Origin of the sequence: Streptomyces tendae (assembly GCF_008632955.1) — a bacterium.
In the GTDB taxonomy this organism is placed as follows: Bacteria; Actinomycetota; Actinomycetes; order Streptomycetales; family Streptomycetaceae; genus Streptomyces.
This window is the reverse complement of record NZ_CP043959.1, coordinates 2635218-2649508: the sequence shown is the minus strand read 5'-3', so window position 1 is coordinate 2649508 and position 14291 is coordinate 2635218. Positions and strand designations below refer to the sequence as shown.

The window sequence follows — 14291 nt, the reverse complement described above, 5'->3', positions numbered from 1 at the left end:
CCCGCAACGGCCGTGGGCGCCCGCGCCGTTCGCGGAGGGGGCGCCGGTGCCGGGCGGGCCGCCGGTGCGCGTGCCACGATGCAGGCATGCGGATCGTCGTGGTGGGTGCGGGCCAGGTCGGTCACACCGTGGTCAAGTCGCTCGCCGAGGCGCACGAGTGCACGGTGATCGGCAGTGACCGGACACGTCTGGACGCCCTGTCGCACGCCTACGACGTGCGGACCGCGCACGGCAGCGGCACCCGCCGCGAGACGCTTCTGGACGCCGGCGTGGCCGGCGCGGACCTCGTCCTGGCGTGCACCTCGCGCGACGAGGTGCACTTCCGCTTCACCCGCCGCGAGCTGGAGCAGGATGTGCATCCGGAGCCGTCCTGCCGGTGCGGGTGAGCGGCCGGGTGGTCGGCACTCCGGTGCTCCGCTCGGTGCTGCTGTTCGTCCTGCTCTACCTGCTCGCCCTCGCGCTCGGCACGCTGGGCCTCGCCCTGGACGCGGGAGCGGACGCGGGCGGCACCCGCGCGTTCACCGCGCTCGGCGCCGCCGCGGCCTGCCTGGGCAACGTCGGCCCGGCCTTCGGCGAGCTCGGTCCGTTCGGCTCCTACGCACCGCTGGGGCAGGCGTCGAAGGGCTTTTGACCGCCCTGATGCTGCTCGGCCGCATCGAGATCGTGCCCCTGGCGGTGCTGCCGCGCCGCCGCTACTGGCGCGCGTAGGCGTCACGGCCCTCCCGGAGGGGTCCGTGCGGCCGATGTGCCGGGTCGAGATCACGCCAAGATCCCCGTAGGCTCCGGGGGACCGCCGCGACCGGGCCCGCGTGCCGCGCGGAGGGGACGCACGCCGCCTCGTCGTCGAAGTCCGGCTAATTCGGGGTCACTTGGACGGCAATCCGTCCCGTCGGCGGGGGCGGCGGCCGATGATCGGAAAAGCACGGAGCGAGCCGCGGGACCGCCTCTCGCTCCACAGCGGCGGCATAGGTTAGCCTCGACCCGGCTGCTCTCCCTGTGAAAACGCCCGTACCCCACGTCGGAGGAGTTTCCTGCGGAGCGGCCTGGACTCCGAACGGAAAATCTCTGACAGGAACAAGGGGCACCATTTCATGGAACCCAGCCACGTCCGCCCGGCCAACCCGCAGCATTCGGACACACTCCCCCACACGTCCGAAAACTACAGGACAGCGACGATCCGCACGCCCGAGATACGTGTGGAGAAATACGGCAACTGGGAGATCGAGTACGAGTTCACGCCCGCTGCGGGCGACCACGGCAACCTCCTTGTCGTGTTTTCCTCGGTCGGCTCGAAGTACGGTTTCGGAAACGCCCTTTCCGGCGTCCAGTGCAACGTGCTGCGAATCCGTGACCGGTTCGACGGAGGACCGTCGTACTACGTGGCGCGGGCGATGGACTTCTCCGTTTCCGACGCGGTCGAGGAACTGATTACGCACTACCGCGAGAAGCTGGGCCTGTCCCGTGACACCGTGGTTCTCGCCGGTTCCTCGAAGGGCGGCAGCGCCGCCTTTTACTACGCCCTGAAGTACGGCTACCGGAACATCGTCGCCTCCACCCCGCAGTACTTCATCGGCAGCTACTCGCAGGGTCACGGCGTGCTGGGCGCGTGGGTGCTCGGCGAGGGTGAGCCGCAGGAGAACGTGGACCGGCTGGACGCGGTGCTCCCGGAGCTGCTGGCCGAGAACACCGACCTCGACCGCAACATCTACCTGTTCTCCTCGACCCGGGACTACCAGTACGAGGAACACGTCGTCCATTTCCTCCCGGCGCTGCGGAAGTACTCCAACTTCAACTTCTTCATGGTGGAGTCCACCGCCCTGGTGAAGCACGCGGAGGTGACGCGGCAGGGGCTCTCGGTGATCCTCAGCGTCATCTACGCGCTCACCGAGGGCACGGTGCCGCGGTTCGGCGAGGTCCAGGTCGGCTCCGGCGAGGTGGACGAGCCCGCCGCGACCGAGCACCTCGCGGAGCTGCGGGCGCGGGACACCGCGACGGGCGTCCTGGTGGCCGCGCAGCTCTCCCCGGAGCAGGCCACGCTGACCGGGCACGCGTTCCTTCCCGGTGTCTCCGCGGAGCGGGGCGAGGAAGCCGGCGCGCAGGAGACCAAGCAGTTGGTGCTGGTCCGGGACGACCAGGCGTGGGTGGCCGACGCGACGTCGGTGCCGGCGGACCAGCTCTACCTCAAGTACTTCGACACCCACTTCGCCTCCTACAAGGACGGCGGCTTCACCTGCGACGCTCGGGAGCTGCTGGACTCCCTGCCGGTCGGCGTCTACGACGTGTTCGCGCGGGTGACCAGCGAGAGCGAGGACATCGACCGCAGGGTGCCCCTGGTGGCCTACCGGACCATCGACCGGCGGGCCGCCTCCGGTGGCAGCGAGGTCATCCTGCGGGCCGACGTGAAGGGCGCCCGGGTGGTCAAGCGCGACCTCACGGGGGCCGGCCCCGGCGGCACGGTGTTCTCCCTGAAGCGCTTCGCGATGGACGGGGCCAGGCTCCGCGTACACGGCGTCTTCTTCCTCCCCGGCCGCAACGCGGACCGCGCGACCCACTCCGCGTACTACCTCACGCTGCGCGGTGAGGAGAGCACGCACACCGTGGCCCTCAAGGCCATCAAGAAGGTGGACAAGATCCAGCCGCTCATGGCGACGGGCGACTTCGGCTCGTACGGCTTCGGGTACTTCACCGCGGAGGACCGGGACGGCGTGGACCTCTCCGACGTCCCGCCCGGCACGTACACGGCGGAGATCGCCATGAGCACCGGCGGCGCGCTGTTCTCGCAGCGGGCGGGCGAGCTGGACGTGGCCGAGAACCGGTCCGCCTCGGTGGCCCGCCGCGTCTCCGGCCGCAACGAGCGGATCAGCACCCGGGCCCGGCTGCGCAGGGGCCTGCGGGCGCGGTTCCGGCGGTCGTAGGACCGGCGCCCGCACCGGGCGCGCACACGCCCGGCCGGCCCTCGTCCACGGGGCCGGCCGTGTGATGTTCGCCGCTCCAGCCGACGGGGGTGTGCAGTGACGTTACCCGCAAGTAGCATGGGTCGTAAGCAAGCGCTCAGCATCCCGCACCCTGGAGGAGAGCCATCGTGCCTCGTACCGTCAGGGACGTCGTCTTCGTCGACGGCGTCCGCACCCCGTTCGGCAAGGCGGGCCCGAAGGGCATCTACCACGAGACCCGCGCCGACGACCTGGTCGTCAAGGCGATCCGGGAGCTGCTGCGCCGCAACCCGGGTCTCGACCCGAAGAAGATCGACGAGGTCGCCGTCGCCGCGACCACGCAGATCGGCGACCAGGGCCTGACCATCGGCCGTACGGCCGGCATCCTCGCGGGCCTGCCCACCTCGGTCCCGGGTTACTCCATCGACCGCATGTGCGCCGGCGCGCTCACCGCCGTCACCACGGTGGCGGGCTCCGTCGCTTTCGGCGCGTACGACGTCGCCATCGCGGGCGGTGTCGAGCACATGGGCCGCCACCCGATGGGTGAGGGCGTGGACCCCAACCCGCGGTTCGTCTCCGAGAAGCTGGTCGACGAGTCCGCCCTGTTCATGGGCATGACCGCGGAGAACCTGCACGACCGCTACCCGAGCATCACCAAGCAGCGCGCCGACGAGTACGCGGTGCGCTCCCAGGAGAAGGCCGCCAAGGCGTACGCCAACGGCAAGATCCAGGCCGACCTGGTGCCGATCTCCGTGCGCCGCACCTCGCCCGAGGGCGGCGAGACCGGCTGGGGCCTGGTCACGGCCGACGAGCCGATGCGCCCGGGCACCACGCTGGAGAACCTGGCGGGTCTGAAGACGCCGTTCCGCGTGCACGGCCGGGTCACCGCCGGCAACGCGGCCGGCCTGAACGACGGCGCCACCGCCTCGCTCATCGCCTCCGAGGACTTCGCGCGCGAGAACGGCCTGCCGGTCAAGATGCGCCTGGTCTCCTACGCCTTCGCCGGCGTGGAGCCCGAGGTCATGGGCTACGGCCCGATCCCGGCGACGGAGAAGGCGCTCGCGCAGGCGGGCCTGTCCATCGACGACATCGGCCTGTTCGAGATCAACGAGGCCTTCGCCGTCCAGGTCCTCGCGTTCCTGGAGCACTACGGCATCGCCGACGACGACGCCCGCGTCAACCAGTACGGCGGCGCCATCGCGTTCGGCCACCCGCTGGCCTCCTCCGGCGTCCGTCTGATGACGCAGCTGGCCCGCCAGTTCGAGGAGCAGCCGCAGGTCCGCTACGGCCTGACCACCATGTGCGTCGGCTTCGGCATGGGCGCGACGGTCGTCTGGGAAAACCCGCACTTCGAGGGGGACAAGTGAGCACCACCGCAGAGCTTCTGAAGGGTGCGGCCGAGCTGTTCCCGGGCGAGGTCGTCACGCAGGCGCACGTGCGCCACTTCGACCTGCCGCTGGGTGCCGGGCGCTTCGCCCTGATCACCCTGGACAACGGTCACGACCACACCAAGCCGACCACGCTCGGCCCACAGTCGCTGGCGAACATCGACGCCGCGATCGACCAGGTCGAGAAGGAGGCGGCGGACGGCGAGATCGTCGGCGTCGGCGTCACCGGCAAGCCGTTCATCTTCGCGGTCGGCGCCGACCTCAAGGGCGTCGAGCTGCTGAAGCGCCACGAGGACGCGCTGGCCATCGGCAAGGGCGGCCACGACGTCTTCAAGCGGCTGTCGCAGCTGGCCGTGCCGACCTTCGCGTACTACAACGGCGCCTCCATGGGCGGTGGCGTCGAGGTCGGTCTGCACTGCACCTACCGCACGGTGTCCGCGGCGCTGCCCGCGTTCTCGCTGCCCGAGGTCTTCCTCGGCCTGGTGCCCGGCTGGGGCGGCTGCACCCTGCTGCCGAACCTGATCGGCGCGGAGAAGGCGGTCTCGGTGATCATCGAGAACAGCCTCAACCAGAACCGGCAGCTCAAGGGCAAGCAGGTCTACGAACTCGGCATCGCGGACGCGCTGTTCGAGGGCGCCGACTTCCTGGAGCAGTCGCTGATCTGGACCGCGGCCGTCCTCAAGGGCGAGATCACGGTCGAGCGTCCGGCGATCGACCGCGGCGAGGCCTGGGACCAGGCCGTCGCCAAGGGCCGCTTCGTCGCCGACTCCAAGGTGCACGGCGCCGCCCCGGCCGCCTACCGCGCCCTGGACATCATCGCCGCCGCCAAGGACGGTGACCTGCAGAAGGGCTACGACGCCGAGGACCAGGCGCTCGCCGACCTGATCATGGGCGGCGAACTGCGGTCCGGCATCTACGCGTTCAACCTGGTGCAGAAGCGCGGCAAGCGTCCCGCGGGCGCCCCGGACAAGAACCTGGCCCGCCCGGTCACCAAGGTCGGTGTCGTCGGCGCCGGCCTGATGGCCTCCCAGCTCGCGCTGCTGTTCCTGCGCCGCCTCGAGGTGCCGGTCGTGCTGACCGACATCGACCAGGAGCGCATCGACAAGGGCGTCGGCTACGTCCACGCCGAGATCGACAAGCTGCTCGGCAAGGGCCGCGTCAACCAGGACAAGGCCAACCGCCTCAAGGCCCTGGTCACCGGTGTGCTGGACAAGGCCGAGGGCTTCGCGGACGCGGACTTCATCATCGAAGCCGTGTTCGAGGAGATGGGTGTCAAGCAGCAGGTGTTCGCGGAGGTCGAGGCGGTCGCCCCGGCGCACGCGGTCCTCGCCACCAACACCTCCTCCCTGTCCGTGTCGGAGATGGCGTCGAAGCTGCAGCACCCCGAGCGGGTCGTCGGCTTCCACTTCTTCAACCCGGTCGCCGTGCTGCCGCTGCTCGAGATCGTGCGCGGCGAGCAGACCGACGACGCCTCGCTCGCCACGGCGTTCGGTGTCGCCAAGAAGCTGAAGAAGACCGCGGTGCTGGTGAAGGACGCCCCGGCGTTCGTCGTCAACCGCATCCTGACCCGCTTCATGGGCGAGATCCAGAACGTCATCGACGAGGGCACCCCGGTCGAGGTCGCCGAGAAGGCCGTCGAGCCGCTCGGTCTGCCGATGTCGCCGCTGGTGCTGCTCGAGCTGGTCGGTCCCGCGATCGGCCTGCACGTCTCCGAGACCCTCAACCGGGCGTTCCCGGAGCGGTTCACCGTCTCCCCGAACCTCAAGGCGGTCGTCGAGGCGGGCAAGCGCGGCTTCTACGTCTACGACTCCGGCAAGCCGGAGCTGGACCCGGAGGTCGCCGCGCTGCTGAAGCAGGGCGACACCGTCCTGACCGAGGAGCAGGTCCGCGCGCGGGTGCTGGACGCGGTGGCGCAGGAGATCGGGCTGATGCTCGACGAGGGCGTCGTCGCCGAGGCCCAGGACATCGACCTGTGCCTGATCACGGGCGCCGGCTGGCCCTTCCACCTGGGCGGCATCACGCCGTACCTGGACCGCGAGGGTGTCTCCGAGCGCGTGAACGGCAAGCGGTTCCTGGAGCCGGGCGTGGCGTCGGTTCCGGCGTGACGCACCTGAAGTGACCGAAGAGGGCCTCCGTCGGTGACGACGGAGGCCCTCCTCACGTGCGTCGGCGGGCTCAGCCCGCCACGGTCCACGCCCCGAACTCCTGAGAGCCGGGGGCGCTCTGACGGGAGACGGCGAGCCGTCCGTCGGCGCCTACGACCGCGACGGTGGCCCGCCCCATCGCGTCGAAGGCGGCGGCGGGGGCGCCGGTGAACGTGCCGCCGAGCGCGGTCACGGGCAGCTCGCGCCAGCGCCCGTCACCGGGCAGGAAGCGGTAGGCCACCCCGCCCAGGTCGCTGCGGCAGGCGACGAGCGTACCGGTCCCGGCGTCCGGGCCCGCGGCGAGTGCGACCACGCCGTAGCCGCCGCGGCCGCCGATCGACGCCGCCGGCTGGGCCCAGCGACCGCCCGGGGCGTCCTCCTGCGCCATGAGCAGCCGCGCGGAGTCCGGCTGCCGGTAGACGGTCATGACCTGCCCGCCCGGCTGCACGACGGCGGCCACGGGCCCGGCGGACGGGGCGAGCCGGAACCGGGGGGCCCGGGTGAGCGGCTCGTCGGGCGAGCCCTGCGCCCAGTGGAAGACGCCCTCGCGGCTGGCGCCGAACACCTCGACGTGGCCGTTGCCGGCGGTCAGCGCGGCGAGCCCTTCCTGGAGGTCGTACCCGCGCAGGTCGGTCCACTCCCCCCAGGTGCCGTCGCTCTCCCGCACCCGGCTGTGCAGGCCCTGCCCGGCGTTGCGGACGAACAGGTGCAGACGGCCCCGGCCGTCCCGGGTCACCACGGGGGTGCCCAGGTGCCGGTCGCGGCGCGGGTCGCCGGCGGAGGGGTTGCCCAGCCCGACCCAGTCGAGGAACGCGCCGTCGGGCTCGGCCTGTTCCAGCAGGACGATCTCGCGGACGTGCGCGTCGTCGGCGGCCAGGTGCGACAGGCGTTCGGCGAGGACCTGCCAGCGCCCGTCCGGCGTGAGGCTCACCGCGAGGCCCGGCGCGAGAGGTCCCCCGCCGAGGGGGAACGGGCCGCGCCACCGGTCGGCGCCCGGCTGCTCCTCCAGCCATACCGCGCACTGTCCGCCGAGCACGGCGAAGGCGGTGAGCCGGCCGAGCCGGTCGGCGAGCAGCCAGGGCGCGCCGCCCGGATGGCGCGGGGTGGTGCTCTGCACCCAGCCGGTGCCCCGGGAGTTCAGGCCGACCGCGTAGTCGCCGCTGCCCGCCGGGTCGCCGCAGTCGTACCCGTCGGCCACACCGTAGACGTTGAGGAAGAACTCCTTCAACGAGACGGCCCGCGGGCCCAGGTTGTGCGGCCAGCGCTCGTTGTAGTAGCCGCGGTAGGCCTCGACGGCGAACGTGCCGTTCTGCTGCGAGCGCCGGTAGTGCTCCAGGGCGCGCCAGGTGAACAGCGCGGCGGCGGTGTGGTCGCAGTGGTCGGACAGGTCGCCGAAGTCGTGGCGCTGCGGGAACTTCTCGTCGTGCACCAGCCGGTCGGGGTCCGGGTCCATGGTGCGCACCAGGGTGGGGCGGACCAGCTCCATGATCTGTACGAGGGTGCCGGTGAGGCCGTCCCGGGTGTAGCCGTACGCCTCCTGGACCAGGCCGCCCGCGGGGATCAGCGTCGGCACCGACTCCACCTGGTCGTGCCAGAGGACGTGCAGGCTGCGGGCCGGGCCCTCCGGGGTGCCGTGCTGCCGGATGTTGAGGAAGACGAGCGTCACCCACGGCGCGTCGGCGAGCGAGAACACCTCGGCGACCGCGCCGCCCGCGGTGACCAGCGTGGACGGCTTCCAGGCCGCCGTGCGTCCGCCGAGCGCCATGGCGCCGTAGGCGGCCTTGATGCCGTTCTGCCGGGCCTTGCCGTAGGCCTCCCGGTCCTCCGTGACCGGGTCGGTCTGCCAGGGCCGCGGGTTCTGGCCGTTCGCGTCACCGGCGGTCACGTAGACCGTGGTGGTGCGGGTGCCGGCCCGCAGGCCGTGGAAGGTGGCCGGGTTCATGAAGTACAGGTCGTCGTCCGGGTGGGCCACGACCTGCAGCACGGACGCGGGGCCGGTCATGGGTGCTCCTTCCGACAGCGGGTGGGACGGCTCACAGCGGCCAGTCCGGGAGGTGGCCGGCGCGGGCGAGTTCGTTGCGGCGGGAGCCGGTCTCGAACTGGCTGGGCACCGGGAAATAGCTGGGCAGGAACGCCGCGAGGACGGCGTCCTGCTCCTCCTCGGACACGTCGCCGTCGTGGTAGTCGTTCAGGCAGAACACGTCGTGCGGGCGGACCGAGAGGATGCGGTTGAGCCGGGGGGCGTGCTCGCTGAGGCCGACGTTGACGAAGCCGCAGGAGATGCTGCCGGGCACGCTGCGCAGCGTGTGGAAGCCGACGTAGTGGTGCAGCGAGGAGGCGACCGACACGTCGCTGTGGTCACGCAGCCGGTTGGCCGCGGTGGTCGCGACGGCCCGCGCGTAGTTCGCCTCGATGTCGGCGAGGACGCTGCGCCGCAGCGGGTGCGGGGCGTGCAGGAACGAGTGGACCGGGGTCTGACCGAAGGACCGCTCGATCAGGGCCCGGTTGTTCTTCGCGGCGCTGATGTTGAACTCGTCGTCGGGGGACGGCGGCGACATCGGGACGGAGGTGGGCGACATGAAGTGCTTCGCCTGCCCGTTGCCCAGGAAGAACATGTCGGGGAGCAGGGTGCGCCCCACGAAGACGTCGTCGTTGAAGTACAGGAAGTGCTCGGCCAGGCCCTCGATGTGGTGCAACTGGCTCTCGATGGCGTGCGAGTTGTACGTGGGCAGGGCGCCGCGGTCGCCGAAGATCTCGGTGTGGTCCACGACCCGCACCCGGGGGTGGGAGACGTCCAGCCAGTGGGGCACCTGCTGGTCGGTGACGAGGTGGATGGTGCGGATCCAGGGCGCGTACATGTCGATGGAGCGCAGGGAGTACCGCAGCTCGTCCCGGTCCCGGAAGCGCGCGGCGCTGGTCGCCGCGTCCTCGGTCTCGAGGCCCATCGACGCCAGGACGGCGTTCTTGCGCTCCAGCCAGGCCATGTCGGCGCCGTTCACCCAGGTGTAGACGGCGTCCACGGGGAAGGCCACGTCCCCGTGCAGCACGCGCCCGAAGGCGTCGATCGTGGGGTAGGCGCGGCCGCCCAGGGTGCGGGCGGTGCGCCGCAGGGCGGAGCCGGGCACCCGGTCGCCGATCAGGGTGCGCGCGGGGGACTTGAGGTGGCTGCGGGTCTCGTCGTCGGGGTCGGTGTCCCAGAAGGAGACGGTGCAGCCGTAGACGGCGCCGAGGCGCAGGGTGCGCGACGGGGAGACCAGGTTGCGGTAGACCCGGACGCCGGAGGAGGGCGTGTCGGCGTACGGCGCCACGAGGCCCGCGAGCACGGTGGCCATCGTGTTCTGCCCCTCGTTGAGGACGGCGGCGTACACCGCGTCGCGCGCGTACCGCTCGGCGAGGGCCTTGAAAACCGCCTCGCGGTACACGGCGTGCACCGCGACGGAGTGCCGCACCAGGTGGTCACGGACCACGAAGTAGGGGATGTCGGCGGCCTCCAGCGCGTCGGCGACCAGCGAGAGGTTCTGCTGCACGACGTCCCAGGGCGACTCCCAGTCCATCAGCCGGCAGATCTGCCCGCCGTCGCTGACCAGGCCGCGCCGCTTCAGCAGGCGTGCCTCCAGCGCGCGCTGGTCGGAGGTGCGCACCGTGCTGGCCGGTGCGGCCGCCGCCGCGGGCACGGTGCCGTCGGGGCCGCTGCGGACGTCGTGCGCGGCCTGACGTTCGGCCTTGACGACGGCCCGGCGTCCGCTGTCACGTTCGGCGACCAGCTCGTGGAACAGGCGCTCCCAGGTGGCGGTCACCACCGCGGGCGAGAAGCGGTTGACCGAGGCGAGGGCGGCCGCGCCCATCCGCCGGCGCAGTTCGGTGTCCCGGATGAGGAGCATCAGGGCGGAGGCGAGGGCGTCGGTGTCGCCGGGCGGCACGAGGATGCCGGTCTGCCCGTCGACGACCACCTCGCGGGGGCCGTTGGGCGCGTCGTAGGAGACGACGGGGACGCCGGCCGCGTGTGCCTCGGCGAGGACCAGGCCGAACGCCTCGTTGCGGGAGGTGAGGGTGGCGATGCTGGCCTTGGCCCACTCCTCCGCGAGGTGCTTGGAGTTGCCGTTGAGCTGGACGCAGTCGTGGAGTCCGAGCGTGTCGATCTGGCGGCGCAGGGCACCGCTGAGCGGTCCGTCGCCGAAGATCCGCAGCTGCCAGTCCGGGTGCTCGCGGGACACGGCGGCCCAGGCGGTCACGGCGTGGTCGATCTGCTTCTCTGCGACGAGCCTTCCGGCGATCACCACCGTGCGGGTCTGCAGCGTGGAGCGCGGCCGGAAGCCGCCGGGCAGCGCGTTGGGCACGACCTCCAGGCGGGGCGCGGCGTCGCCGAGGGTCTCGGCGAACCAGTCCCGGGTGCGTTCGCTGAGCACGGCGAGCGCGTCCAGCCGGGGGGTGTACCGGCGCAGCGGCTCGCCGCTGGTGCCGCGCAGTTCGGAGACCCGGTGTTCCTGGTGGACGGTGACGACGTGCGCGGGGGCCAGCTCCACCGCGAGCGCCATCAGGGCCGGGGTGGTGGTGACGAGCACGTCGGTGTCGGTGGCCTGGAGGGCGAGTTCGAGCTCCAGGTCGGAGAGCCGGCTGAACGCCGCCTCCCAGGAGCGGTCGACGATCCGGCTGGGCTGCGCGGCGAGTTCGGCGCGCACCGCGTCGTCGACGCCGGTGGTGCGCAGCGGCCGCGGGGTGGCGGAGGTGAGGTCGATCAGGTAGTCGAGCCGGACCCGCTCGTGCGGGGTGAAGAACTGCTCGCGCCGGCTCTTGAAGACGCTGAGGACCCGGACGTCGTGCCGGGCGGCCAGCTCGGACGCCTGGTTGAACACGGCGCGTTCGGTGCCGCCCACCGCGTCGGCGGTGGTCAGCAGATAGGTGATCTTCATCGGTGGGTGTCAGCCTGCCTCGGGCATACGCGTGCAGGTGACCCGGAGATTGCCTGCGGGGGTGTAACGGGGTTGGACGATCATCGGCGGGAGTCCCGGTGGGGTGATCGCGAGGCTGCGCATGGCGAAGACGCGCAGCGGGTTGCGTACGTCGTGCAGCCGGCGCCCCAGCCGGAAGCGCCGTCCGCCGGCATCGCACAGCACGACGTCCCAGTGGTCGGGCCGTTTGCCGCGCGGCGGCATTCGGTCCAGGGGCACCTCCACCCGGAGGGTGCCGGGGGCCGGCCCGGTGACGGGCTGTTCGAGCCGGCGCCCGGAGGCGACGAACTCGGCCCATGGCTGGTCGGCCCGGGTGCCGAGCAGCCGGAAGTCGACGGTGATGCCGGCGTGCGTGAGGTGCACCTTGACGACCTCGGCGGCGGGGCGCGCGCCGGTGCTGACGACGCGGGCGCTGCCGCGGAAGGAGCGGCCGAGCCGGTGCCGTTCGCCGGTGACGGAGGAGGCCGTCATGGGCCTGGTCGGCCCCTCGTACGGCACCGGCGGTGCGAGCAGCAGCAGGGGGACGGTGCGGGTACGGCGTCCGGAGCGCAGGCGCAGCCGCAGCCGCCAGCGGCCGGGTCCCGCCGGGGCCCCGCCGACCTCCGCGCCGAGCAGGACGACCGCGTCGACCAGGGCCTCGCCGTCCGGGCCCGCGTACACGGTGGCCTCGGCGGTGTAGGTGCGCCGGCCCCGGCTGAGGACGACCTCCGCGCTCTCGGGCAGCCCGGCCGACACGGGCAGCCGCGCGTGCAGGTTGACGGTGTGGCCGTCGAGGATCGCGGCGTAGTCCAGCCGGGCGGTGCGGTCCTGCCGCAGGGGCAGGAAGACGCTCTGCATCAGCTGGTTGCGCAGGGTGGCGGCGCGGGCGCGGGCGGCCCGGCGCGGGCGGGCGGCCCCGCCGCGCGGGGCGGCGGGGGTCGTGGTGCGAGGGCTCATCGGCCGGCGTACCCCAGTTCGGCCATGCGCTCGGTCTGCGGGGCGGGCCGGCGCGGTGCGGGGGTGCCGGCGCCCGTCTCGAACGGGCTGGGCACCGGGAAGTAGGTGTTCAGGAAGTCGGCGACCATCCGGGACTGGGCCTCGGGGTCGCGGGCGGTGACGGTGTCGTTCATGCAGAAGGTGTCGAAGTTGCGCCGGGCGAGGAGGTCGTCGAGCCGGCGCTGGGCGGTGTCGGCGGCCAGGTCGACGTAGACGTAGCGGATGTCGCCGACAGTGGCGCGGGCCGAGTGGTAGGCGTAGTAGTGGTGCAGCGAGGAGGCGATGGGCACGTCGTGCGGTGAGCGGAACCGGGAGTGCTGGGTGACCCGGTGGGCCTTGGCGTAGACCTGCTCGATCTCCTCGAGGACGCTGCGCCGCAGGGCGTGCGGGGTGTGCTTCATCTTCTGGGAGATGACGGTGCCGAAGTGCTGGGCGACCAGGCCGCGGCTGTTCTTCCCGGCCGCGTTGACGGGCTGGTCCCCGGTGCTCGCCCGGCCGGACGGGATGAGCGCCTTGCTGGGGAAGAACTTGGTCAGGCCGTTGGCGTGGAAGAACTGGCCCGGCTGCACGGGGCGGGCGAAGAACACGTCGTCGTTCAGGTAGAGGAAGTGCTCGGCGAGTTCGGGGATGTGGTGCAGCTGGCTCTCGATCGCGTGCGAGTTGAACGTCGGCAGCGCGGCGGGGTCCGTGAAGATCTCCCGGTGGTCGACCACGCGCAGGCCAGGGAAGTCGGTGCTCAGCCAGGAGGGCGCCTGACCGGCGGTGACCAGGAAGATGTTCCGCACCCACGGGGCGTACTGGTGGATCGAGCGCAGGGAGTGGCGCAGTTCGTCGCGGCTGGTGTAGCGGGAGTCGTTGGCCGCGAGTTCGTGCAGGCCGCCGCCGGGGACGCCGGTGAGCCGCTCACGGGCGGCGTCCCGGCTGGCCCGCCACCGCGGGTCGGAGTCGTCGACCCAGGTGTAGACGACGTCGATCGGGAAGGTGTGGTCGTCGGGCAGCGTGGCCGCGAACTCGGGCAGGGTGCGGGCCTGACCGGTGTTGTACAGGGACGGAACGGGGCTGAACCGTTTCTGCTCCACGAGGATGCGCCCGGCGTCCACGGGGATCTCGGTCACCACCTTGTTGGGCCGGGGCGCGACGAACTGCCCGTCCCGCTCCTCCCAGAACTCGATGTCGCAGCCGAACTCCGGGCCGAAGACCAGGTGTCCGGTGGGGTCGCAGACGACCCAGGTGACGTGCACGACGGACCGGTCGCGCAGCGCGCGCCAGCCGGCCGGCGACGTCCCGGGACGCTGCTGGCCGCGGGCGCTCTCACCGACGTACCCGGGGTTCTGCGCGCAGGCGAGCCGCAGCAGTTCCTCGACCTCGGCACGCCACGGCGCGGGGACGGCGACGCAGGGCACCGGGGAGGTGGTGCCGCGGACGCAGAAGTGGTCGATGCCGGCCTCCTCCAGGAGGGCGACGAGGATGTGCAGGTTGCGGGCCCGGGCGGCCCAGGCGGTGGCGCCGGGCACCTCCACGGCGCGCAGGTGCCGGCCGGCCGCGCGGACGACCCGTACCGCCAGGTCCGAACCCTGCCTGTCCGCCTTCCGGTTCGCGCCCAGGGCGCGGGCGACCACGGCGGAGCGCACGGCGTCGGCGGACGCCAGCGAGCGCTTCACCGAGTTGCGTACCGGCCCCGGCACCCGACGCACGATCCGGCGCCGCGCTCCCGCGGGCACCAGGGATCGATATGTCGACACGAGCGCGCTCGCCTCGGGGTTGTGGAGGCTCACCAGACTTCCGCACCATTCACGTCGAGGCCGGAGCCGACCGGCTCCGGCACATGTCCCCACCCTGACCGGCGGGCGCTCTCCCGGCGTACTGCCCGCGGGAACCGCCCGGGACCGGCCGCTTCACCTC

Annotated in this window: 9 protein-coding genes; 5 read left to right on the top strand and 4 right to left on the bottom strand. The window is 72.2% G+C overall.

Annotation, left to right across the window (positions count from 1 at the left end; all coding sequences use genetic code 11):
• Nucleotides 1-86: 86 nt before the first annotated feature.
• The 5 genes from F3L20_RS34290 to F3L20_RS12305 all read left to right on the top strand — a co-directional run bounded on the left by F3L20_RS34290 (nucleotide 87) and on the right by F3L20_RS12305 (nucleotide 6426).
• Nucleotides 87-386 (top strand): NAD-binding protein, encoded by a 300-nt coding sequence (locus tag F3L20_RS34290; RefSeq protein WP_240810887.1) that lies wholly within the window; start codon nucleotides 87-89, stop codon nucleotides 384-386.
• A gap of 8 nt (nucleotides 387-394) precedes the next feature.
• Nucleotides 395-631: a hypothetical protein gene (locus F3L20_RS34505; protein ID WP_240810886.1), complete on the top strand. Its 237-nt coding sequence runs from the start codon at nucleotides 395-397 to the stop codon at nucleotides 629-631.
• A 460-nt stretch (nucleotides 632-1091) separates the two neighbouring features.
• On the top strand, nucleotides 1092-2915 hold the full coding sequence (locus tag F3L20_RS12315) for a hypothetical protein (protein ID WP_150154340.1): 1824 nt from the start codon (nucleotides 1092-1094) through the stop codon (nucleotides 2913-2915).
• A 167-nt stretch (nucleotides 2916-3082) separates the two neighbouring features.
• Entirely contained in the window at nucleotides 3083-4300 is a 1218-nt protein-coding gene (locus F3L20_RS12310) for a thiolase family protein (RefSeq protein WP_145828708.1), read from the top strand.
• The gene (locus tag F3L20_RS12305; RefSeq protein WP_150154338.1) at nucleotides 4297-6426 is read left to right on the top strand and encodes a 3-hydroxyacyl-CoA dehydrogenase NAD-binding domain-containing protein; all 2130 of its coding nucleotides are present in this window, start codon (nucleotides 4297-4299) and stop codon (nucleotides 6424-6426) included. Before F3L20_RS12310 ends, F3L20_RS12305 begins: the two co-directional genes overlap by 4 nt.
• A 70-nt stretch (nucleotides 6427-6496) precedes the next feature.
• On the opposite strand, the gene F3L20_RS12300 is transcribed toward F3L20_RS12305, so the two are convergent.
• Genes F3L20_RS12300 through F3L20_RS12285 form a run of 4 tightly spaced genes read right to left on the bottom strand, consistent with a single transcriptional unit; the run spans nucleotide 6497 to nucleotide 14167 of the window.
• Nucleotides 6497-8467: a PIG-L family deacetylase gene (locus F3L20_RS12300; RefSeq protein WP_150154336.1), complete on the bottom strand. Its 1971-nt coding sequence runs from the start codon at nucleotides 8465-8467 to the stop codon at nucleotides 6497-6499.
• A 31-nt stretch (nucleotides 8468-8498) separates the two neighbouring features.
• Nucleotides 8499-11375, bottom strand: a complete 2877-nt coding sequence (locus F3L20_RS12295) for a stealth conserved region 3 domain-containing protein (RefSeq protein ID WP_150154334.1) — start codon at nucleotides 11373-11375, stop codon at nucleotides 8499-8501.
• Between the two features lie 9 nt (nucleotides 11376-11384).
• Nucleotides 11385-12350: a hypothetical protein gene (locus F3L20_RS12290; RefSeq protein ID WP_150154332.1), complete on the bottom strand. Its 966-nt coding sequence runs from the start codon at nucleotides 12348-12350 to the stop codon at nucleotides 11385-11387.
• Nucleotides 12347-14167 (bottom strand): stealth family protein, encoded by a 1821-nt coding sequence (locus F3L20_RS12285; protein ID WP_150157310.1) that lies wholly within the window; start codon nucleotides 14165-14167, stop codon nucleotides 12347-12349. The genes F3L20_RS12290 and F3L20_RS12285 overlap by 4 nt, the downstream gene beginning before the upstream one ends.
• Nucleotides 14168-14291 lie beyond the last annotated feature (124 nt).